The sequence below is a fragment of the Saprospiraceae bacterium genome (genome assembly GCA_016715965.1).
In the GTDB taxonomy this organism is placed as follows: domain Bacteria; phylum Bacteroidota; class Bacteroidia; order Chitinophagales; family Saprospiraceae; genus Vicinibacter.
This window is the reverse complement of record JADJXG010000001.1, coordinates 2,153,623-2,180,621: the sequence shown is the minus strand read 5'-3', so window position 1 is coordinate 2,180,621 and position 26,999 is coordinate 2,153,623. Positions and strand designations below refer to the sequence as shown.

General features: G+C 47.3%; 2 protein-coding genes. One reads left to right on the top strand and one right to left on the bottom strand.

What is annotated here, in order from left to right; all coding sequences use genetic code 11:
• Positions 1-215: 215 nt before the first annotated feature.
• Positions 216-3,902 (top strand): methionine synthase, encoded by a 3,687-nt coding sequence (metH, locus tag IPM48_08085; protein ID MBK9271543.1) that lies wholly within the window; start codon positions 216-218, stop codon positions 3,900-3,902.
• 465 nt (positions 3,903-4,367) lie between these two features.
• Here metH and IPM48_08080 read toward each other — a convergent pair whose 3' ends face one another.
• Positions 4,368-26,636 (bottom strand): T9SS type A sorting domain-containing protein, encoded by a 22,269-nt coding sequence (locus IPM48_08080; protein MBK9271542.1) that lies wholly within the window; start codon positions 26,634-26,636, stop codon positions 4,368-4,370.
• Positions 26,637-26,999: the final 363 nt, after the last annotated feature.

The following is a 26,999-nucleotide window of genomic DNA, read 5'->3' as shown; positions in this document are numbered from 1 at the left end:
GGATCAGGTAAAATGATCTGTTTACCTGGCAGACTAAAATAATTGCAAAGATGGGACAAAATTCAGTTTTAAACTTTCTCAAGCAGTCTTTGCAGGAGCAACTTACTTGCTCAGATATATTCATTCAACCGGATTTGCGAATTATTGTTAACAACGACTGTATAAGCCAAATCCATTGTGCTTGACTACCTAAAAATAAGCTACTTTTGCAGGCCATGACCGATCCGAAACAAATTTTGAATTTTCTAGAGACCTTGGCGGCAGAACGCATCCTGGTATTGGATGGAGCCATGGGTACAATGATTCAGCGATTCAGGCTTTCCGAAAAGGATTTTCGATCTGAAAGATTTATCAATCATCCTGTCGATTTAAAAGGCAACAACGATCTGTTGGTTATTACCAGACCCGATATCATTTATCAGATCCATTGCGATTACCTTGAAGCGGGTGCAGACATCATAGAAACAAATACTTTCAATGCCAACAAATTGTCGCAGGCAGATTATCAGCTGGAACATCTGGTTTATGAAATGAACGTGGAAGCTGCCAGAATTGCACGCAAGGCTGCAGATGATTTTATGCGTCAGAATCCAAGCCTTTATAAATTTGTCGCTGGTGCGCTCGGACCTACCAATCGCACAGGGAGTTTATCACCTGATGTGAATCGACCCGGTTATCGTGCAGTTAATTTTGAGGACCTGAGATCCACTTACTATGAGCAAGCAAAAGGATTGATCGATGGTGGTTGTGATATACTTTTGGTAGAAACCATCTTTGATACCTTAAATGCGAAAGCCGCCCTCTTTGCAATCAGTGAATTATTTGAAGAATATGGCCAAAAATGGCCATTGATGGTTTCGGGTACCATCACCGATGCAAGTGGAAGAACGCTTAGTGGTCAAACCGTCGAAGCATTCTATATTTCAATGAGCCACATGGAACTTTTTAGCATCGGATTAAATTGCGCTTTGGGAGCAAAAGAAATGAAACCCCATTTAGATGCTCTGGAAAAAATAGCTACTTGCAGAATCAGTGCCTATCCCAATGCCGGACTTCCCAACGAATTGGGTGCTTATGATCAAAGTCCAGAAGAAATGAAATCCTACATCAGGGGATTCGCGGAAGAACATTTGGTCAATATGGTGGGAGGCTGTTGCGGAACAACACCGGATCATATTCGCCTTATGGCAGAAGCAGTCAGGGAATTAAAGCCACGTGCTATCCCAGAAAATCAATACCATTATACCATGTTGTCAGGACTGGAGCCTTTGATCTTCAGACCTGAGCTCAATTTTGTCAATATCGGTGAGCGGACCAATGTGACTGGTTCCAAAGCATTTGCAAAACTGATTCTGACGGGCAAATTTGATGAAGCACTGGCAGTGGCGCGTCAACAAGTTGAAGCAGGAGCTCAAATTATTGATGTCAATATGGATGAAGGGCTTTTGGATGGGGCAAAGGCCATGAGAGAATTTTTGCATCTGATTGGATCAGAACCCGACATCGTCAAAATTCCTGTGATGATAGATTCTTCCAAATGGGAAGTCATAGAAGCGGGATTGCAATGTTTGCAAGGTAAATCCATCGTAAATTCGATTTCACTTAAAGAAGGAGAAGAAGTATTTCTGGCACAGGCCAAAAAGGTGAAGAGATATGGTGCTGCTGTCGTGGTCATGGCTTTTGATGAACAGGGACAGGCCGACAGTTTGGATAGGAAAGTTGAAATTTGCACGCGGGCTTTTCATCTCCTAATCGATAAAGCAAATTTCAAAGCGGAAGACATTATTTTTGATCCCAATATTTTTGCCATAGCGACTGGCATTGAAGAACACAATGAATACGCGATCCACTACATTGAAGCCACAAGAATTATCAAAAAATTATGTCCTGGTGTAAAAATAAGTGGTGGTGTCAGCAATTTATCTTTTTCCTTCAGAGGAAATGAAACGGTGCGAAGGGCCATGCATTCCGCTTTTTTATACCATGCCATACAGGCAGGAATGGACATGGGTATTGTCAATGCAGGTGTAATAGATATCTATGATGACATTTCGCCAGAATTATTGGTTCTTGTTGAAGATACCTTATTTAATAGGCGTCCTGACGCCACTGAAAGATTAACTCAATTTGCAGATTCAATCAAAGGAACTTCAACAAAAGATAAAAAAGCAGAGGAGGCCTGGAGATCACTTGAACCGGACGATCGATTAAAATATGCATTGGTCAAAGGTATTAATGAATTCATCATTCAGGATACGAAGGAGGCTTTGGAGAAATTAAAAATACCACTCCAAATTATTGAAGGCCCCCTTATGGATGGCATGAATGAAGTAGGTGATCTTTTTGGTGCTGGAAAAATGTTTTTGCCACAAGTGGTCAAAAGTGCGCGGGTCATGAAGCAGGCAGTTGCCTACTTGACTCCCCTGATGGAATCTGAAAACAAAGAAGAAAATAAAAAAGGAAAAATTCTTTTGGCCACAGTCAAAGGAGATGTACATGATATCGGTAAAAATATTGTTGGGGTTGTACTGGCGTGCAATTCTTATGAAATTCACGATTTGGGAGTGATGGTTTCTGCTGACAAAATTTTAGAGTCTGCAAAAGAAATGAAAGCAGATGTAATCGGTCTCAGTGGATTGATTACACCTTCACTGGATGAAATGGTTCATGTGGCTGAAGAGATGACCAAAAGAAATTATGCAGTCCCACTTCTGATCGGAGGCGCTACCACTTCAAAGCTGCACACTGCACTAAAGATCGAACCAAAATATTCCCATCCCGTAGTCCATGTTCTGGATGCTTCACGGGCTGTTGGTGTTGTTAGCAATTTACTCAATCAGGATAAGGAAGTTCGCAATGATTATATTGAACAGATTCGATCAGAATACGAACAAGTCAGAATTCAAAGAGAAAAAAGAAATGCCGGAAAAATATTGCTTTCAATCCAACAGGCACGCGAAAACAAGTTTGTTTTTGATTGGAAAAATTATCAAATTCCTGTACCAAAAAAACTGGGAATTCAAATACATGAACTCAATCTCAAAGTCCTAAGTGAATACATTGACTGGACTCCATTTTTTCTGTCTTGGGAGTTAGCGGGAAGATATCCTGCTATTTTTGAAGATCCTGTGGTTGGGCACGAGGCAAAAAAATTATTTGAGGATGCAAATCAGTTATTAAAGCATATCATTGATCAGAAGCTTATTTCAGCCATTGGAATTACTGGAATCTTTCCTGCTAATTCAGACACAGATGATATTTTGATCTATGATGTTGAAAAACCAGATCAAATAAATTACAAGCTGCATCATTTGCGCCAACAAATAAAGAAAACTGCTGGACAGCCAAATTTCTGTTTATCGGATTACCTTGCACCCAAATCATCCGACACAAAAGATTATATCGGTGCATTTGCAGTCACTGCAGGAATTGGTGTTGATCAGCTCGTGAAGCAATATGAATCCAAGCATGATGACTACCATGCCATTTTGGTGAAAGCGATTGCGGACAGATTGGCAGAAGCGGCTGCTGAGTATTTGCACCTACAGATTCGTACCAATCTTTGGGCTTATTCGGAGAACGAGAACCTGAATAATGATGATTTAATTTCTGAAAAATACCTGGGCATAAGACCTGCCCCCGGGTATCCTGCCTGTCCGGATCATACCGAAAAAGACCTGTTGTGGAAACTCTTGGATGTAGAAAAAAACACGGGAATGATCCTGACAAGTTCAAAAGCCATGTATCCAGCTGCATCGGTAAGCGGGTGGTATTTTTCTCATCCCGAATCCAAATATTTTGGAATTTCAGAAATCGGTGAAGATCAGCTGGAAGATTATTGCAAGCGGAAAAGCTGGACTCTGGAGGAGGGCAAAAAATGGTTAAGCCCTCTATTGCCATAATCTTTAAATGCTTACTGGAACTCGATGATTTTATAAGAACATCTATTCATTCCAGATCTGTCATTCGAATTCTTACACCACCAAAATGAGCGAGGAATGCAAACTCTTTTCCAAATACCTTCCAATTGAAATAACTTAAGATTTACCTGAATTTATCCTATTGAGTATTGCCATGGTTGTACTTACACTAACATGGCGTTTATTCATTCCGAATTATGCATTGGAGTCCGCTATAACAACGAATATGGCAATCAAATAAAGACTTTTGGTGAGCAGCCTTTGTTCTGATTCAGTGATGAATCAAATAGATTGAAAAGCATTTATTATAAAACCATTTCTGATCGAAATAGAATCTCTAATCCATGATATGGGTTAATGACCCTGTAGGAATTATTAGAACGATAATTTGAAATAAAAAAGGGGCCATCAGATGAGGCCCCCTTTTTTATAAAATACATCAAAGAGTTACTTTGAAATAATCATCATGTTGTGCACCTTCCTCACATTGTTCGTAACCAGTACAATTCGATAGATCCCACTGGTCTCAAGGACAAAAAGACTTTCATCAATTCGAATCCTTTGTGTGGATTTATCAATGTTGAGCGAATAAATTTCCCGTCCCAGGAGATTGAAAATTTTAATCGATCCTTCATCCACTATTTGGTCAAACTCAATGTCGAAAATTCCTTCATTGGGATTTGGTACGATTCTGAAATCCACAAGAGCAGAAACATCTGTACGATCAGTATCGTCATATTTCTCTGCTGTATCATTGTTTGGATCCGTATCGTCCAATCCCTCACTACATGATTTGCAAGGTCCCAAATGTCTGTTAGGGCCTCTGGTACTCAGATAAGTTGTGTATAGAATACATCTTCTTGTACAAGATCCATTCGCGATATCTGCTACCACTACCCTCTGTGGCACTGTACCACATTTCCAGTCTGACTTTATTTGAGCGAAACTTGGTGGAAACTTACAATCCGGTAAGCCATCACCATTGTTGTCAACAGAATCATCTCCACCCGGACAGACATCACATTCATCTCCTACCGTGTCGCAGTCGCTGTCAGCCTGATCCTCATTGGGGAAATCGATGCAGTTGTCGCATGGATCATAAACCCCATCACCATCTGAATCATTTGTAATGGTTACTGTTGCCGTGCAGGTCGAACTATTGCCATTGACATCGGTCACACGTACAGTTACTACGGTCTGTTTCGGGCTATCGCAATTGAACATATTTGGATTGACAACTCTCGTCAAAACTCCGCAATTGTCAGTATTGCTCAATAAAACTTCCAGTGGAGTAATTGTTCTCATTTTACTTTGTGGAAGAGCAAAATTCAAATTCTTGCAGGTAATATTTGGTGGAATTGTATCCCTAATAGTCAATATGGCATGACAGGTATCTTCTAATCCAGATGAGTCAATGACTTTAAGAATGACAGTCCTGAATGGAATATCGTCGCAGTCAAAAATTTCTCTGCTCAAGGTTCTTGTTTTTATTCCACAGTTGTCTGTGGATCCTCCATCAACATCCCATACAGTTATCGTATCCTTACCTGTCTGGTCAAGGTGAATGGTAATATTCATACATACCGCGACAGGAGGCTCAATTTCATAAATTTCAATTTTAAGATCACAAATGGATGTGTTTCCACAGGCATCTGTAGCCGTCCAACGAATGGTATCCAATCCGACCGGAATTCGTTCTCCTTCCAGAGTGGATTCAAAATTATAATTATTGATCAATGAAACTGAGTCCTGACACAAATCGCTGGCAATAGCATCAAACTCTGTACCGATAACCGTATAGAAACAATCCATGGTATCTGCTTTGCGGACCAGAACATTTACTGAAGGACATGTTATAATAGGCCCCGTGGTGTCCAAAGCAGTTATGACCTGTGGTCCGTTTCCACTGGATGTATTACCACAATTGTCTGTCACAATCCATGTTCTGTATACTTTGGATTCGCAATCACCCAAAGCAACCGAATCGCGATAGGTTGCAGATGGATTTCCATCGCAAGGATGCTGAATGTTGGATGGGAAACCTGTGATAGAAGGTGATTCATCAAATTCGCAAGCCTGGTGATTTTTAATGGCCTTCAGCTGGAAGTTGTCAATCATCAATTCCTGAGTATTGTTGTTAGTGCCGCCAGACCATCTGACCCTGATCCAAAGTTGACTTGGATTATTGACCCCGGTAATTGGATTTGTGCATTCAGTCCATACTCCCTGCGTCAACAATGTATTGCTAAATGTAGTCCAATTGACTCCATTGGTGCTGTAATCCATCACAAGATTGGTTGCACTGCCATTGCTGTGTCTTCTTGCCTGAACATACACTTCAAAATTCTGGAAAGCAGGAAGATTTCTGCCACCGATATTGAATTGCCAATGTCCGGGCAAGCTGGAGTTGTTGACCTTAAGTGATTTACCCGCAATTGAGTTTAGACTAAAGGCCAATGGGCCGGTGACAACTCCTGGGATAAAGGACATATACATGACCGAACTTGTATCTACCTCTGAAGTAATTCCAGGATGCAGGAATGGAGCAAGTGATTCATAAGTCACACCTTCATTAAATGTATAATTGACCAACAGTTTATTTCCTGCAGCAAATTCACCTTTATAAATTGTGATATCCGGAGGATAATCAAATGTTGGTGGCAAATTGTTCTCCACGGTAATCATCTGAACACACTCCGCAAGCTGTGAACACAAATCTATGGCGGTCCATGAGCGAATTATTTCTTGTTCGCCTGGACACATACCTGGAATAATCTGATCATCATAGCTCAAATCCGGAGTTCCGTCACAACCGTCAAATGCCTCTGGGAATCCAGTATTCAACGGATTTGTACCAGTATTACATTCGATGGTAACGTCATCAGGACATTCTATAACCGGTGGATCCATTGGTGTAACAATGAAATTAGCTGTGCAGGTCTTTGGTACATCACAATCACTTGTAACAGTAAAGATGATTTGTACCGTTCCACCACACTCATTCGGGAAATCAAAATCGTTGGTGGTCAGTATTGGATTACATCCACCAGTCACGTTTGCAGTTGCTACCCAATCGTCAAACTTCTCTAATATTTCATCCCTCGTCTGACAAGCCTCTTCCGTGATATCCGGAGGACAGGTTAAAGAGAGTGGAGAACTCAATACAGTAAATGTAGCACTACAGGTTGTTGAATTTTCACAATCACTTGTCACTGTGAAAACAACCGTCGTTGTTCCTCCGCAAAAACTAGGCGCACCCGAATTATTGTTGGACACCATCGTATTGCATCCTCCGTTAACAGAATAAGAATTAAGCCATGTGTTAAATCTGCTATCAATCTCTGCCTGGGTCTGGCAGGCAGCTTCAGTCTGATCCATCACACAGGTAAAGTTAACTGCGGGTGCATTGTTGACTGTGAAGCTAGCGCTGCAGGTTGCCGAATTTTCGCAAGAACTGCTCACTGTGAAAACAACTGTAGTGGTTCCGCCGCAGAAATTAGGTGCGCCAGAATTGTTGTTGGACACCATGGTATTGCAACCTCCGCTCACTGAATACGCATTTAACCAGTTTGCAAACGCCGCATTGATTGATCCCTGGGATTGACAGGCAGCCTCAGTTTGATCGCTCGGGCAGGTAAACATAACCGGAGCCGGAGTCGGAACTGTAAAGGTAGCAGAACATGTTACACTGCTTTCACAATCACTGGTCACAGTAAAGACAACTGTAGTGTTGCCTCCGCAAATTGGAGGAGGTCCAGAATTGTTGTTGCTCAACATTCCATTACATCCACCGGTGAAATTAGCTGAATTTAACCAAGCGGCAAACTCTGCATCCAAAACAGCCTGACTGGGGCAATTTGAAGAATTTGTATTGATTGGACAATTCAAATTTACATTGGGTGCGTCTGTTACGGTAAAAGTCGCCATGCAAGTCACAGGACCTTCGCAAGAACTGTTGACTGTAAAAGTGACCGTAGTAGTTCCTCCACAGAAATTTGGCGCACCGCTGTTGTTATTGCTCATATTGGCATCGCAACCACCTGTAAAGTTTGCAGTATTCAACCAGCTTGCAAAAGCACCATCAATGGCGCTTTGATTCTGACAAGAGGCCTCAGTTTGATTGGATGGACAATTTAGCATCACATCCGGAGCATCTTCCACGGTAAATGTTGCCGTACAGGTTACATCATTCTCACAGTCACTGCTCACCGTCCAGGTTACTGAAGTTGTTCCTCCACATTCATCAGGAGCTGAACCTCCACTATTACTAATCGTTGCATTACAACCACCAGAGAACATTGCATCATCCAGCCAATCATCAAAAGCCTGATCTATATCAACCTGATCCTGACATGCTAGCTCTGTATGGTCTGCTGGGCAATCCAAATCCACCGGAGGGGAATCCTCTACGGTAAATGTTGCTGTACAAGTCACATCCTCACAATCACTGGTCACCGTCCAGGTCACACTTGTTGTACCTCCGCAGGCATCCGGCGCCATCCCACCACTATTGCTGATCATCGCATTACATCCACCACTAAAAGTGGCATCGTCCAACCAGTCGGCAAATGCAAGATCAATGGATGCCTGAGATTGACAGTTTACTTCTGTATGATCTGGTGGGCAGGTCAGCATAATATCCGGCGCGTCCTCAACGGTAAATGTTGCCGAGCATGTGACGTCATTTTCACAATCACTGCTCACCGTCCAGGTCACTGTTGCGGTACCTCCACAAGCATCTGGAGCAGATCCCCCGTTGTTGGAGATCATCGCATTACAGCCTCCACTAAATACTGCATCATTTAACCAATCATTGAACTCCTGGTCGATGGTCGCTTGATCCTGACAGGCGATTTCCATTTGATCAGCAGGGCAATCCAGATCTACCGGAGGTGCAGCATCTACAGTAAATGTCGCAGAGCAGGATTCCATGGCACCACATTCGCTTGTTGCTGTAAATAATACCGTTGTGGTACCTCCACAAGCATCCGGTGCACCGGTGTTGTTGTTGGTCACCATGGTATTGCATCCACCATTAAAGCTAACCGAAGCCAGCCAAATATTGAATTTATTGTTGATTTCAGATTGGGTCTGGCAAGCCAGCTCCATCTGATCCATCGGGCAGCTGATGCTAAGTGCTGGCGCATCCATTACTGTAAAACTAGCACTGCAAGTCATTGGCATTTCACAATCGCTATTGACAGTAAAAGTAACAGTAGTCGTGCCTCCGCAAGCATTGGGAGCACCCGTATTATTGTCAGACAACACAGGATTACAGCCTCCACTTACGTTTGCAGAATTTAACCAGTCATTAAACTTTTGATTGATGGTAGCCTGGGTTTGACACTCGAGTTCAGTTTGATCAAGAGGACAGGTCAGCATCACATCTGGGGCATCTTCTACGGTAAATGTAGCAGAACACATGACGTCCGCTTCACAATCACTACTTGCCGTCCAGCTGACTGTGGTATTACCACCACAAGCATCCGGTGCACCTGTATTGTCATTGGTCAAAATGACATTACAACCACCATTCACATTTACATCGTTCAACCAATCAGAAAAAGCTTGATTGATCATAGTCTGATCCTGACAAGCCACTTCAGTCCTGTCAGCAGGACAGGTCAGCATGACCAGTCCCGGATCTTCTACTGTAAACATCGCCGTACACATCACAGGGTCTTCGCAATCGCTGGTTACTGTGAAATTTATGCTGATGTTTCCTCCACAGGCATCAGGTGCAGAACCACCTGTATTTGAAAGCATTGGGTTACATCCGCCATTTACCATGGCAGAATTTATCCAAATATTGAATTTTGAATCAATTTCAGCCTGGGTTTGACAAGCCATCTCAATTTGGTCCACTGGACAAGTCAGCATCACCGCCGGAGCATCTTCTACCGTGAATGTAGCTGTACAGGTCACATCCCCTTCGCAATCGCTGCTCGCCGTCCAGGTCACCGTCGTACTTCCGCCGCAGGCATCCGGTGGTGCGCCGCCACTGTTGCTCAGCATTGTGTTGCATCCGCCACTTACCATCGCATCGCCCAACCAATCGTTGAACTGCATATCTATTTCTGACTGTGTCATACAGGCCATCACAGTCTCATCCGGTGGACAGGTCAGCATCACCGCATCCGGCGTCTCCACCGTAAACGAGGCCGTACAGGTCACATCGTCTTCACAATCACTGCTCACCGTCCAGGTCACACTTGTCGTACCTCCGCAAGCATCCGGTGGCATGCCACCGCTGTTGCTGATCATCGCATTGCAACCTCCACTGTACATCGCTTCTCCCAACCAGTCGTTGAATTCCTGGTCGATGGTTGCCTGATCCTGACAGGCTGGCTCCGTCCGGTCGGACGGACAACTCAGCATCACATCGTCCGGTTCCTCTACCACAAAGTTCGCCGTACAAGTCACATCATCTTCACAATCACTGCTCACCGTCCAGGTCACTGTGGTCGTGCCGCCACATGCATCCGGTGGTGTGCCGCCATCGTTGGAGATCATCGCATTGCAGCCCCCGCTGTACATCGCATCGCCCAACCAGTCGTTGAATTCCTGGTCGATGGTTGCCTGATCCTGACAGGCTGGCTCTATTTGATCCAATGGGCAGGTCAGCATCACATCTGGTGCATCTTCTACCGTAAATGTAGCTGTACAGGTCACGTCATCCTCACAATCGCTGCTCACCGTCCAGGTGACTGTTCTGGTTTCTCCACAGGCATCCGGTGGCGTGCCTCCATCGTTGGTGATCATCGCATTGCAGCCTCCGCTGTACATCGCATCATCCAACCAGTTGTTGAACTTTGTATCGATCTCTCCTTGTGTCTGACAGGCCATCTCCGTTTGATCCGGCGGACAGGTCAGCATCACATCTGGTGCATCTTCTACTGTAAATGTAGCCGTACAGCTCACATCCCCTTCACAATCGCTGCTCACCGTCCAGATCACTGTCGCACTTCCACCACAGGCATCCGGTGGTGTACCACCATCGTTGGTGATCATCGCATTGCAACCTCCACTATAACTCGCATCACTCAACCAATCGTTGAATTTTGTATCGATCTCTCCTTGTGTCTGACAGGCCATCTCCGTCTGATCCGGCGGACAGGTCAGCATCACATCTGGTGCATCCTCTACTGTAAATGTAGCCGTACAGCTCACATCCCCTTCGCAATCGCTGCTCGCCGTCCAGGTCACCGTCGTACTTCCGCCACAGGCATCCGGTGGTGTGCCACCATCGTTGGTAACCATCGCATTGCAGCCTCCATTTACTGTCGCATCGCCCAGCCAGTCATTGAACTTTGTATCGATCTCTGACTGTAACTGACAGGCCATCTCCGTCTGATCCGGTGGACAGGTCAGCATCACATCGGTGGCATCCTCTACCGTGAATGTAGCCGTACAGGTCACATCCCCTTCACAATCGCTGCTCGCTGTCCAGGTCACCGTCGTACTTCCGCCACAGGCATCCGGTGGTGTGCCGCCACTGTTGCTCAGCATCGTGTTGCATCCGCCACTTACCATCGCATCGCCCAACCAGTCGTTGAATTTTGTATCAATCTCTCCTTGTGTCTGACAGGCCATCTCCGTCTGATCCGGCGGACAGGTCAGCATCACATCTGGTGCATCCTCTACTGTAAATGTAGCTGTACAGGTCACATCAGCTTCGCAATCGCTGCTCGCCGTCCAGGTCACCGTCGTACTTCCGCCGCAGGCATCCGGTGGTGCGCCGCCACTGTTGCTCAGCATTGTGTTGCATCCGCCACTTACCATCGCATCGCCCAACCAATCGTTGAACTGCATATCTATTTCTGACTGTGTCATACAGGCCATCACAGTCTCATCCGGTGGACAGGTCAGCATCACCGCATCCGGCGTCTCCACCGTAAACGAGGCCGTACAGGTCACATCGTCTTCACAATCACTGCTCACCGTCCAGGTCACACTTGTCGTACCTCCGCAAGCATCCGGTGGCATGCCACCGCTGTTGCTGATCATCGCATTGCAACCTCCACTGTACATCGCTTCTCCCAACCAGTCGTTGAATTCCTGGTCGATGGTTGCCTGATCCTGACAGGCTGGCTCCGTCCGGTCGGACGGACAACTCAGCATCACATCGTCCGGTTCCTCTACCACAAAGTTCGCCGTACAAGTCACATCATCTTCACAATCACTGCTCACTGTCCAGGTCACTGTGGTCGTGCCGCCACAGGCATCCGGTGGTGTGCCTCCATCGTTGGTGATCATCGCATTGCAGCCTCCGCTGTACATCGCATCGCCCAACCAGTCGTTGAATTTGGTATCGATCTCTGCTTGTGTCTGACAGGCATCCTCCATCTGATCCGGCGGACAGGTCAGCATCACATCTGGTGCATCCTCTACCGTAAATGTAGCTGTACAGGTCACATCATCCTCACAATCGCTGCTCACCGTCCAGGTCACTGTCGCACTTCCACCACAGGCATCCGGTGGCGTTCCACCATCGTTGGTGATCATTGCATTGCAGCCTCCATTTACTGTCGCATCGCCCAGCCAGTCATTGAATTTTGTATCGATCTCTCCTTGTGTCTGACAGGCCATCTCCGTCTGATCCGGCGGACAGGTCAGCATCACATCCGTGGCATCTTCTACAGTGAATGTAGCCGTACAGCTCACATCCCCTTCGCAATCGCTGCTCACCGTCCAGGTCACTGTCGCACTTCCACCACAGGCATCCGGTGGTGTACCACCATCGTTGGTGATCATCGCATTGCAACCTCCACTATAACTCGCATCACTCAACCAATCGTTGAATTTTGTATCGATCTCTCCTTGTGTCTGACAGGCCATCTCCGTCTGATCCGGCGGACAGGTCAGCATCACATCTGGTGCATCCTCTACTGTAAATGTAGCCGTACAGCTCACATCCCCTTCGCAATCGCTGCTTGCCGTCCAGGTCACCGTCGTACTTCCGCCACAGGCATCCGGTGGTGTGCCACCATCGTTGGTAACCATCGCATTGCAGCCTCCATTTACTGTCGCATCGCCCAGCCAGTCATTGAACTTTGTATCGATCTCTGACTGTAGCTGACAGGCCATCTCCGTCTGATCCGGTGGACAGGTCAGCATCACATCGGTGGCATCCTCTACCGTGAATGTAGCCGTACAGGTCACATCAGCTTCACAATCGCTGCTCGCTGTCCAGGTCACCGTCGTACTTCCGCCACAGGCATCTGGTGGCGTGCCGCCACTGTTGCTCAGCATCGTGTTGCATCCGCCACTTACCATCGCATCGCCCAGCCAGTCGTTGAATTTTGTATCAATCTCTCCTTGTGTCTGACAGGCCATCTCCGTCTGATCCGGCGGACAGGTCAGCATCACATCTGGTGCATCCTCTACTGTAAATGTAGCTGTACAGGTCACATCATCTTCGCAATCGCTGCTCGCCGTCCAGGTCACCGTCGTACTTCCGCCGCAGGCATCCGGTGGTGCGCCGCCACTGTTGCTCAGCATTGTGTTGCATCCGCCACTTACCATCGCATCGCCCAACCAATCGTTGAACTGCATATCTATTTCTGACTGTGTCATACAGGCCATCACAGTCTCATCCGGTGGACAGGTCAGCATCACCGCATCCGGCGTCTCCACCGTAAACGAGGCCGTACAGGTCACATCGTCTTCACAATCACTGCTCACCGTCCAGGTCACACTTGTCGTACCTCCGCAAGCATCCGGTGGCATGCCACCGCTGTTGCTGATCATCGCATTGCAACCTCCACTGTACATCGCTTCTCCCAACCAGTCGTTGAATTCCTGGTCGATGGTTGCCTGATCCTGACAGGCTGGCTCCGTCCGGTCGGACGGACAACTCAGCATCACATCGTCCGGTTCCTCTACCACAAAGTTCGCCGTACAAGTCACATCATCTTCACAATCACTGCTCACCGTCCAGGTCACTGTGGTCGTGCCGCCACAGGCATCCGGTGGTGTGCCTCCATCGTTGGTGATCATCGCATTGCAGCCTCCGCTGTACATCGCATCGCCCAACCAGTCGTTGAATTTGGTATCGATCTCTGCTTGTGTCTGACAGGCATCCTCCATCTGATCCGGCGGACAGGTCAGCATTACATCTGGTGCATCCTCTACCGTAAATGTAGCTGTACAGGTCACATCATCCTCACAATCGCTGCTCACCGTCCAGGTCACTGTCGCACTTCCACCACAGGCATCCGGTGGCGTTCCACCATCGTTGGTGATCATTGCATTGCAGCCTCCATTTACTGTCGCATCGCCCAGCCAGTCATTGAATTTTGTATCGATCTCTCCTTGTGTCTGACAGGCCATCTCCGTCTGATCCGGCGGACAGGTCAGCATCACATCCGTGGCATCTTCTACAGTGAATGTAGCCGTACAGCTCACATCCCCTTCGCAATCGCTGCTCACCGTCCAGGTCACTGTCGCACTTCCACCACAGGCATCCGGTGGTGTACCACCATCGTTGGTGATCATCGCATTGCAACCTCCACTATAACTCGCATCACTCAACCAATCGTTGAATTTTGTATCGATCTCTCCTTGTGTCTGACAGGCCATCTCCGTCTGATCCGGCGGACAGGTCAGCATCACATCTGGTGCATCCTCTACTGTAAATGTAGCCGTACAGCTCACATCCCCTTCGCAATCGCTGCTCGCCGTCCAGGTCACTGTCGTACTTCCGCCACAGGCATCCGGTGGTGTGCCACCATCGTTGGTAACCATCGCATTGCAGCCTCCATTTACTGTCGCATCGCCCAGCCAGTCATTGAACTTTGTATCGATCTCTGACTGTAGCTGACAGGCCATCTCCGTCTGATCCGGTGGACAGGTCAGCATCACATCGGTGGCCTCCTCTACCGTAAATGTAGCTGTACAGGTCACATCAGCTTCGCAATCGCTGCTCGCTGTCCAGGTCACCGTCGTACTTCCGCCACAGGCATCCGGTGGTGTGCCGCCACTGTTGCTCAGCATCGTGTTGCATCCGCCACTTACCATCGCATCGCCCAACCAATCGTTGAATTTTGTATCAATCTCTCCTTGTGTCTGACAGGCCATCTCCGTCTGATCCGGCGGACAGGTCAGCATCACATCTGGTGCATCCTCTACTGTAAATGTAGCTGTACAGGTCACATCAGCTTCGCAATCGCTGCTCGCCGTCCAGGTCACCGTCGTACTTCCGCCGCAGGCATCCGGTGGTGCGCCGCCACTGTTGCTCAGCATCGTGTTGCATCCGCCACTTACCATCGCATCGCCCAGCCAATCGTTGAACTGCATATCTATTTCTGACTGTGTCATACAGGCCATCACAGTCTCATCCGGTGGACAGGTCAGCATCACCGCATCTGGCGTCTCCACCGTAAACGAGGCCGTACAGGTCACATCGTCTTCACAATCACTGCTCACCGTCCAGGTCACACTTGTCGTACCTCCGCAAGCATCCGGTGGCATACCACCGCTGTTGCTGATCATCGCATTGCAACCTCCACTGTACATCGCTTCTCCCAACCAGTCGTTGAATTCCTGGTCGATGGTTGCCTGATCCTGACAGGCTGGCTCCGTCCGGTCGGACGGACAACTCAGCATCACATCGTCCGGTTCCTCTACCACAAAGTTCGCCGTACAAGTCACATCATCTTCACAATCACTGCTCACTGTCCAGGTCACTGTGGTCGTGCCGCCACAGGCATCCGGTGGTGTGCCTCCATCGTTGGTGATCATCGCATTGCAGCCCCCGCTATACATCGCATCGCCCAACCAGTCGTTGAATTTGGTATCGATCTCTGCTTGTGTCTGACAGGCATCCTCCATCTGATCCGGCGGACAGGTCAGCATTACATCTGGTGCATCCTCTACCGTAAATGTAGCTGTACAGGTCACGTCATCCTCACAATCGCTGCTCACCGTCCAGGTCACTGTCGCACTTCCGCCACAGGCATCCGGTGGTGTTCCTCCATCGTTGGTGATCATTGCATTGCAGCCTCCATTTACTGTCGCATCGCCCAGCCAGTCGTTGAATTTTGTATCGATCTCTCCTTGTGTCTGACAGGCCATCTCCGTCTGATCCGGTGGACAGGTCAGCATCACATCCGTGGCATCTTCTACCGTGAATGTAGCCGTACAGCTCACATCCCCTTCGCAATCGCTGCTCACCGTCCAGGTCACTGTCGCACTTCCACCACAGGCATCCGGTGGTGTACCACCATCGTTGGTGATCATCGCATTGCAACCTCCACTATAACTCGCATCACTCAACCAGTCGTTGAATTTTGTATCGATCTCTCCTTGTGTCTGACAGGCCATCTCCGTCTGATCCGGCGGACAGGTCAGCATCACATCTGGTGCATCTTCTACTGTAAATGTAGCCGTACAGCTCACATCCCCTTCGCAATCGCTGCTCGCCGTCCAGGTCACTGTCGTACTTCCGCCACAGGCATCCGGTGGTGTGCCTCCATCGTTGGTAACCATCGCATTGCAGCCTCCATTTACTGTCGCATCGCCCAGCCAGTCATTGAACTTTGTATCGATCTCTGACTGTAGCTGACAGGCCATCTCCGTCTGATCCGGCGGACAGGTCAGCATCACATCGGTGGCATCCTCTACCGTGAATGTAGCCGTACAGGTCACATCCCCTTCGCAATCGCTGCTCGCTGTCCAGGTCACCGTCGTACTTCCGCCACAGGCATCCGGTGGTGTGCCGCCACTGTTGCTCAGCATCGTGTTGCATCCGCCACTTACCATCGCATCGCCCAACCAATCGTTGAATTTTGTATCAATCTCTCCTTGTGTCTGACAGGCCATCTCCGTCTGATCCGGCGGACAGGTCAGCATCACATCTGGTGCATCCTCTACCGTGAATGTAGCTGTACAGGTCACATCAGCTTCGCAATCGCTGCTCGCCGTCCAGGTCACCGTCGTACTTCCGCCACAGGCATCCGGTGGCGTGCCGCCACTGTTGCTCAGCATTGTGTTGCATCCGCCACTTACCATCGCATCGCCCAACCAATCGTTGAACTGCATATCTATTTCTGACTGTGTCATACAGGCCATCACAGTCTCATCCGGTGGACAGGTCAGCATCACCGCATCCGGCGTCTCCACCGTAAACGAGGCCGTACAGGTCACATCGTCTTCACAATCACTGCTCACCGTCCAGGTCACACTTGTCGTACCTCCGCAAGCATCCGGTGGCATGCCACCGCTGTTGCTGATCATCGCATTGCAACCTCCACTGTACATCGCTTCTCCCAACCAGTCGTTGAATTCCTGGTCGATGGTTGCCTGATCCTGACAGGCTGGCTCCGTCCGGTCGGACGGACAACTCAGCATCACATCGTCCGGTTCCTCTACCACAAAGTTCGCCGTACAAGTCACATCATCTTCACAATCACTGCTCACCGTCCAGGTCACTGTGGTCGTGCCGCCACAGGCATCCGGTGGTGTGCCTCCATCGTTGGTGATCATCGCATTGCAGCCTCCGCTGTACATCGCATCGCCCAACCAGTCGTTGAATTTGGTATCGATCTCTGCTTGTGTCTGACAGGCATCCTCCATCTGATCCGGCGGACAGGTCAGCATTACATCTGGTGCATCCTCTACCGTAAATGTAGCTGTACAGGTCACATCATCTTCACAATCACTGCTCACCGTCCAGGTCACTGTCGCACTTCCGCCACAGGCATCCGGTGGTGTTCCTCCATCGTTGGTGATCATTGCATTGCAGCCTCCATTTACTGTCGCATCGCCCAGCCAGTCGTTGAATTTTGTATCGATCTCTCCTTGTGTCTGACAGGCCATCTCCGTCTGATCCGGTGGACAGGTCAGCATCACATCCGTGGCATCTTCTACCGTGAATGTAGCCGTACAGCTCACATCCCCTTCGCAATCGCTGCTCACCGTCCAGGTCACTGTCGCACTTCCACCACAGGCATCCGGTGGTGTACCACCATCGTTGGTGATCATCGCATTGCAACCTCCACTATAACTCGCATCACTCAACCAGTCGTTGAATTTTGTATCGATCTCTCCTTGTGTCTGACAGGCCATCTCCGTCTGATCCGGCGGACAGGTCAGCATCACATCTGGTGCATCTTCTACCGTGAATGTGGCCGTACAGGTCACATCCCCTTCGCAATCGCTGCTCGCCGTCCAGGTCACTGTCGTACTTCCGCCACAGGCATCCGGTGGTGTGCCTCCATCGTTGGTAACCATCGCATTGCAGCCTCCATTTACTGTCGCATCGCCCAGCCAGTCATTGAACTTTGTATCGATCTCTGACTGTAGCTGACAGGCCATCTCCGTCTGATCCGGCGGACAGGTCAGCATCACATCGGTGGCATCCTCTACCGTGAATGTAGCCGTACAGGTCACATCCCCTTCGCAATCGCTGCTCGCTGTCCAGGTCACCGTCGTACTTCCGCCACAGGCATCCGGTGGTGTGCCGCCACTGTTGCTCAGCATCGTGTTGCATCCGCCACTTACCATCGCATCGCCCAACCAATCGTTGAATTTTGTATCAATCTCTCCTTGTGTCTGACAGGCCATCTCCGTCTGATCCGGTGGACAGGTCAGCATCACATCTGGTGCATCCTCTACTGTAAATGTAGCTGTACAGGTCACATCAGCTTCACAATCGCTGCTCGCCGTCCAGGTCACCGTCGTACTTCCGCCGCAGGCATCCGGTGGTGCGCCGCCATCATTGGTGATTTGGGTATTGCACCCACCCGTCACCATTGCCATATCCAACCAATCCTCAAATTTGGTATTGATTTCATCCTGGGTTTGACAAGTATCTTCTGTTTGGTCCGGCGGACAAGTCAACATGACTTCTTCTGCCTCTTCTACTGTAAATGTAGCTGTACAGGTCACGTCATCCTCACAGTCGCTGCTCGCAGTAAAAGTAACAACCACTTCGCCTCCACAGGCATCTGGCGCTGCTCCGGCATCATTTGTAATTTGAGTGTTGCAGCCGCCTGTCACCATGGCTGTATTTAACCAATCATTGAATTTGGTATTTATTTCATCCTGTGTTTGACAGGTATCTTCTATCTGATCTGTCGGACAGGTCAGCATGACTTCATCCGGTTCAATTACCGTAAATGTGGCCATACAGGTCATATCGTCTGCACAGTCGCTGCTCGCCGTAAAAGTAACAACCACTTCTCCACCACATGCGTCCGGTGCAGGTCCCGCATCGTTGGTGATTTGGGCATCACAACCTCCGGATACCATTACTGTATTTAACCAGTCGTTGAATTTTGTATCGATCTCTGCCTGCGTCTGACAGGCATCCTCCATCTGATCCGTTGGACAAGTCAGCATCACATCATCAGGTTCTTCCACTGTAAATGTGGCCATACAAGTCATGTCGTCTGCACAGTCGCTGCTGGCAGTAAAAGTAACAACCACTTCTCCGCCACATGCATCCGGTGCAGGTCCTGCATCGTGGGTGATTTGAGCATCACAACCTCCGGTTACCATCACTGTATTCAGCCAATCATTGAATTTTGTATCGATTTCTGCTTGTGTCTGACAGGCATCCTCCGTCTGATCCGGTGGACAGGTCAGCATCACATCGGTGGCATCCTCTACTGTAAATGTAGCCGTACAGGTCACATCATCTTCACAATCACTTTCTGCATTGAAAGTCACAGTGACACTTCCACCACAATAATCAGGAGCCATTGCGCCATCATTCGTCATCATGGTGTTGCAACCACCACTCACCATGGCTGTATTTAACCAATCATCAAATTTTGTATTGATTTCATCCTGGGTTTGACAAGCATCTTCCGTTTGATCAACAGGACAAGTCAACATAACCTCAGGTGCATCTTCCACTGTAAAAGTTGCCGTACAAATCACATCTGATTCGCAATCACTGCTGACTGTAAACGTCACAGTTACAGATCCCCCACAGTAATCGGGGGCAGCTCCTGCATCATTGCTTAAAGAACCATTGCATCCCCCGGTAAACATGGCATCCTCAAGCCATTCCCCGAATAAGGTATCAATCAGTCCTTGCGATTGACATGCAGCAGTGGTTTGATCCACAGGACAGGTCAGCATGACTTCTTCCGCATCTTCTACAGTAAAAATGGCCGTGCACATCAAATCAGATTCACATCCGGAGGAAAGTGTAAAAGTGACCGAAGTCAAACCACCACAGCGATCCGGTGCTGATCCACCGGAATTGGTCAGCATTGGTTCGCATCCTCCGCCTGACATTACTGTTTCCAGCCAATCATCAAATTGATTGTCCACTGAATCCTGGGTTTGACAACTTGCCACCGTAACATCTGCAGGGCAGGTCAACATGGGTTCAGGAGCATCCTCCACTGTAAAGCTGGCTGTACAATCGTAATCGTCCAGACAATCACTAATGGCAGAGAAAGTAACTGTGACAGTTCCCCCACAACGATCTGGAGGTCCGGTATTGTCATCAGAATATGTCGTATTGCATCCACCTGAAACTTCTACACGGTCCAGCCAATCCTCAAATTCACTGGCAATCTCTGCATCTGTCAAACAAGAAGCCAAAATGGTATCGTTTGGACATGTAATGATCGGACCAGGTCTTGGAATAACAGTGATAATTTGTTCACAGGTATTGGTATTGTCACAAGCGTCTGTTACTGTCCATGTTCTGACGATGGTATAATCACCCACGCATTCGCCTGGTATTTCCTCATCCATCCAGTCCACCATCAGCATGGAATCTGTACAGTATTCAAATCCTTCTGCATATCCTGTGGAATCAGGATGAGTAGAACCTTCGCAATCTACAGTAACATCCTCCGGACAATTGATAATGGGTTGTAAAGTATCAAGTATTGTAATCAATTGGATCGCAGAATCTATGTTGTTGCAATCATCGTATGCATACCATATTCTGGTTATTAAAATTTCATCCGAGCAGGTTTCTCCGTTTGTAATTGAATCCCTATAAAATAAAGCCGGATGTTTGTCACAATTGTCCATTAAATTTTCAGGCCATCCGGTCCATTGAGGATCCGGATCATACGCACAAGTGTCAAAGTGCATCATGGCCCTGATTTGGAAGTTGTCAATGCATAGCGCCGCATCTCCGGTATCTATTGGTCCCGAATAGGTCACCCGGATATAAAGACTATCTGTACCAAGGCCAACTGTTGGAACTGTGGCTGTATCTTCTACCCAAACTCCAAGCGTCAGAGGAAATGAATGAAATCTAAACCAATTGATGCTGTCCACACTGTAGTCCAAATGGCAGGTATCCGCAGCTCCGGGACCTTTTTTTAGCGTCTGAACATATACTTCAAAGTCTGAACACAATGGTAGATAATCCCCACCGATGTGGAATTGCCAGTGCCCATAAACATCCGAGGTATCAACCCGCAGGGAGCGCCCTACAAATGAATCGGTTGCAAATGCCAATAAACCGGTAATGGTACCAGTGTCTGTCAGGAACACATTTGAAGAGATGGTATCAATTGAAGCACTGATGCCATAATACAATCTTGGTCTCAATTCCGAATAGGAACGACCTCTGTTAAAATTATAATTGACGATGACATTGGTATCAGAAATGGCAGTGCCTTTGTAAAGTGTGGTATCATTTGGAACATCAAATACTGGAGGAGTGGTATCCAGTACGGTTATTAATTGAACCATTGGTTCGGCCATGTTGCCGCAAGAATCCTTCAACATCCAGCTTCTGTAAATTAAGTTGGATCCATCGCAAGGTTCAACGACAATGCTGTCGCAAAAAACAGCCAGAAGGTTGGTAGAACAATTGTCCATTTCGTCCTCCACATCTCCCGTTATGTTGGGTGACGCATCATATCCACAGCAAATATCTGCTCTGACCTGGAAGTTGTCTATAAACAAGGAACGATCTCCTGAAGGATTTCCTCCGGAGTAGGTGATGCGTATGAACAAACTATCTAGATTGGCCACTGCTGCCGGCATGGTGGCTGTATCCTGGGTCCAGCTTCCCACCGCCAGTGCTCTGGTACGGAAGGTATTCCAAATCGCACCATCGGTGGAATATTGCATTTTCAGAGAATCTGCACTGTTGAGATCATTTCTAAATGCCTGCACGTGTACTCCAAATCTACTGCCATAAGGTAAATTCCGCCCTTTGACGTTGAATTGCCAGTAGCCGGGCAGATCAGAATCTTCCACCACCATGGCATTGCCTGCATTTGGATTGTTTCTATAGGCCAATGCACCGGAAATGGTTCCCTGGTTGTTTTGCAAAAATGGATTGCTGGATGTATCTATTTCAACTTCAATGCCATCAAAAATCTGGGCACACAAATTGGCATAACTAGTAAAACCATTAAAATCATAATTGATGATTACGGTGGTATCCGGAATGTCCGGACTTTTGTAAATCGTGATGTCAGCAGGAATGGTGAAAGTGGGTAAAATGGTATCTAGCACCGTAATGATTTGCACCTGTGTATCTGCCTGGTTTTCACATTCATCTTCAAGCATCCAGGATCTGTAAATGATGGTTGTCCCTTCGCAGGTACCGGTGGCAACCGAATCCTGATAAGTGGCTTCGAGCATTGAAGTACAATTGTCCATTTCATCTTCTACTTCTCCGGTGGTGGCGGGATCCGTGTCATAATCGCAATTGGCATCCGCGTATATTGTGGTATCAGCAGGTTTGGTAAACGTAGGTTTGGTGGTATCCTGAATGACAATAATTTGTACGATTCCTCCCAATACATTGTTGCAGGAATCTGTGATTTCATAAGTACGCGTGATATAAATTGGGCAAGATCCTTCGGATTCATCAGAGCTATTGACAATCAAACCTTCATCGCTTGTACAATCATCGGTCACATTGAGGTCTCCCGGTAAATCTTCAAGATCCGGAACATTGGTGGCGGGATCCGGTGCGTCGGAAGCTTCGCAGCCATCCACAAAAAGGGTATCCAAACTGCCCGTAAATTCAGGAGCTTCGTCGGTAGTGACTGTAAAAGTTGCCGTGCAGGTCTTGCTGTTGTCACAACTGGAAGTGACTGTAAACGTGACAGAGACCGATCCACCGCATCGATCGGGTACTTCCAGGCTGTTGTCCGTAATCACCATATTGCATCCTCCGGTGGCATCCACTGTCTGGAGCCAATCTTCAAATTTGGCAGTGATCGAATCCTGCGTTTGACAAGCGTCTTCAGTGACGTTCATCGGGCAGGTCAGTGTGACCAGTCCGGAGTCCACTTCAAAAGTCCTCGTGCACATGGCGGAATCTCCGCAAGCGCTGATTCCGGTAAAAGTCACTGTTCTTATTCCTCCGCAAGCGTTGGGTGGCCCTGTGCTGTTGTTGGTTAAATCTGGTGAACAACCACCTTCCACCATGGCTGAATCCAGCCAAATCTGGTATTTTGAATTGATGGCTGCCTGGGTCTGACAAGCCGCTTCAAATCGATTGGCCGGACAAATCACATCCACAGCAGGAGCTCCGATCGAATCGCCCACGGTAAATGTCGAAGTACAGCTGCAGGATAATGGAGCACAGGTACTCACGAAAGTAAAGGTGATGGTATCTGTGCCTCCGCATGCGCTTGGCGGACCAGAATTGTCATTGGTCAGGGTACCATTGCAACCACCCATCCCTTCTGCGGTAGCCAGCCAATTGTCAAATGCATCCTGAAGTTCTGTGGGGCTCAAACAAGCATCCACTTCTCCGGGATCAGGACATTGAAGCACCACCAAGCGATATTCTTCGATTTCTCCATTGGTGGCAGGAACGTAAGCAGCTTCATCTTGGGTGGTTGTGGCGGGGTCATCCGGAAGCACGTTGGTAGTCAGACGTATTCTGAGATACATGGATGGACTCATGACTACATCAGCATTGTTCCAAGTTAGTGTGAGAGGACCATTGTGACCATTGGGTACATTGACGGTGGTTCTTTCCCAAAGTTCAAAACGAGTGTTTCCATTGAAATTGATCCATCCGTACAAAGTAGCGGCAGTTCCGATATTATTAAAAACGCTGTCCACTGTAACCGTAATGGTTTGACCGTTGCCCGGTGCCAGACAGGGTGGATTGGGCACAGCCTGTTCGTCGTTTATACCCGTATTATTGTCTCCCCGGGCATCTATAGTTATTGTAGAACTGGCTTCAGAGTCTAGCAGTCCCATCTTAAGATTTTCGCAATCGATGGTATGGTAAGGCGTAAATCCAAAATCAGCGTCCCCATAATCGGTTTGAATGATGGAAGTCAATCCCAATGAAAATATAACGTGTGAGTCATTCTGCAAGTTGGATTTACTTTGGTCAAATCCTCCTGGTGGTCCCCCCCCAATAATATTGGGTGAAGTCGATGCTTGGGTAGAGTGAATGGTGGTCCCAACGTAGATGTCTGATCCATAGACGAAGAGGTGGTTGGATCCTTTGGGTTCTCCAATGTCTCCAAGGTAATCGTTGTTAGTACCTCCGATATATGTAGAATAAATTAAGGTGTCCAGTGTCTGGGTAAAACCGGCAAAGAACATGTCGGTGCCTCCATTGTGGGTAGGATCATAAAACGGTTCACCGTTGAGATTTTTGACGGGCATGCCCGAGCCATTGATTGTACCCCAAACCAAAAGAAAGGTCTGAACGGTGTCTCCGGGACAGGAGACAGGAGTCACCTGTTTAAGGGCGTTGGCCAACTCTACGATGGAATTATTGGGGTTCGTACTTCCAAAAAAAGTTGATCTGTATTGGGTTCCGTCAATTCTGTATCTACCAATCAAAGCATCGGTGGTCCCTCCATTGTAGGTAGCGTCATAAACTCCTGAAGCTGACACCGGGAAACCTGAACCCACTGCACCAACATAGTAAAGATAATCATCATAAACTTCTACATCAAACAAACGGTCATTGTTTGCTCCTCCCATTTCATCAAGGAACAACATGGAGGTACCGTTGGCAGAAAGAATTCCAAGGAACCCGTCATTATTGCCACCTGTACTTCTAGTCGTTGCTGCACCATTCACTTCAGACAATGTGCTGGTTCCCCAACCCGTAAAGGCAACCCTTCCATCTGGAAAAACTGCTAAATCGTTAAACACGTCATTTCCAGTGCCTCCAAGGTAAGTACCCCAGTTCATTGTATTCAACGGGCTAAATTTCATCATAAAAAAATCCTGGCCTCCAGTGTAAGTGAGATCCCACCCTGGGCCACCGTCGTAAGCAGCAGGAAGGTCAGCCACAACAGTGAAACCGCAGATAAAACTGGTGTCACTCAACGCCTTGATGGAAGTGACCCCATTGATATCATTTCCGCTGGATCCGAGATAGGTCCCATAAATCAAATTATCAAGGTTTTTTGAAAAAACTGCAGCAAAACAATCATTGCCAGAGCGGGTGACATCAAAAGCACCTGCGGTTGTTGGGATATCCATGGCGTTCGTCAAACCACCCACAAAAACCCTGGTGGGTGATAAACTTAAAGAATGAATCCGGTTGTCTTGGTTGGTGCTGATATTGTTAGGACCAAACAAGGTCAGATCCATGAGATCCGATCCATTGAAATTAATCCTGTAAAGTACCGAGGTGTAGTAGGAAGGCAAAGGATTGCTTTGACCATTGAGACCGGTGATAGTATTTCGCCATCCATTCGCATCGTAAGGTGGAGCGTTGGTTGGGATGTTCCAGTTGGTTGCACCACCACAGTATAAGACCCTATCGTTGGTGTCTAGCTCTACTGCATAAAGATATTGGTCAAAATATGGCGAGCTATGGGTGTTCATGTCCATGTAGGTACCCCAAAGAAGGGTAGGGTCAATGACCAAGGGAAGGTTTGGATCAATTTTGGATTTTGTATGAAAACTGACGGTATTGTTGTTGGATTTGACAAATGAAAAAAGTACAGTCTGCTTTCCTTCTTCAGTCACCTGATAAGATTCTGGGATATTAAATTTAACATCCGTAAATCTCAATTCAACCTTAAGACTTCCATCTTTTTCCACTTTCAGCTTGTCTTGCCCGTCAAAACGCATATTGATGTCGCGATAGTCCGCACCAGCATCAATAATCCAGTCAAATTCAAGACTGCCTTTATCAGTACTGTACAGACGCAGTGAAATTCCCTTGTACAGATTTTCAACAATGACTTCTTTTGATGCCTGAACACCTGTGACCCATCCTTTGGGATCATCCCCAAGAAGGTAATTGAATTTTGTACCAAACTTTTCACCAATCTTAACAGTAGGTTCCGGGTTGGCATCCAGGAAATCCATGCTAAAGCTATGGTTTGCCGTTACAAAATCTTCTGTTTCCTTTATAGGCTCCTCTCCTAGTCCAACGGGCACATCAGATTGGCGTTCAACTGTAATCACATCGTTTGCCACAAATCGAATCTTATCTTTCATCAATAAAACAGTGCCCTGCTTGCTCTGAAAATAATACAACAAACCCGGAATAGGTACCTGACCTTTGTTTTCCATAAACTGGATGGTCTGGGCGTTTTCCTTTAAAGTCTTATGAATATTTGCTTCAGTCAGTTTTGTATATGGACTAAAGTCCTTGGTCTGAGCAAACAAGATAGATCCAGAATAAAAGCACAAAAGGACCAATATTGATAATCCCTTCAAAATTTTTATTGAAAGATGCTTCTGCTGATTTCCAAGTTTAAACCTAAAGGCTGATTTGGCATCTAAACTTAGAGCTTTGAATTGAATAAATTCTAAATAACCGTTGTAAAATGACTTCATAACTGGAAGAATTGAATGGTCTGCCTGCAGTGCAATTTTTGGGCGTGGACAGGGCCTGATTTGTGATTAAAATTAGAAGAAGATGAAACAAAGGCGATTGGGGGGTCTGAATCAATCAAAAATGTAAGGGGATTGTGCTGAAACAACAGGGAATAAAAAAATGCCAAAGTAATACTGATATTACAATTTATGTAAATACATAAAATAATGAATATTAATATATTCATGCTAAATCCCTGAGTTTTGCCTGTATTAAAGTCCTCAAAAAAAACCGAGAAATCCAACTAAGTAATTCTCAATTTTTCTCAAATAACTTATCAATTTAAAGCCAAAGATAACCCAATTTGTACTGAATTAGAGCCT

Bases quoted from the DNA above. Each gene is read 5' to 3' on its own strand.
- metH (MBK9271543.1), top strand. From the start codon at position 216: ATGACCGATCCGAAACAAATTTTGAATTTTCTAGAGACCTTGGCGGCA.
- IPM48_08080 (MBK9271542.1), bottom strand. From the start codon at position 26,636: ATGAAGTCATTTTACAACGGTTATTTAGAATTTATTCAATTCAAAGCT.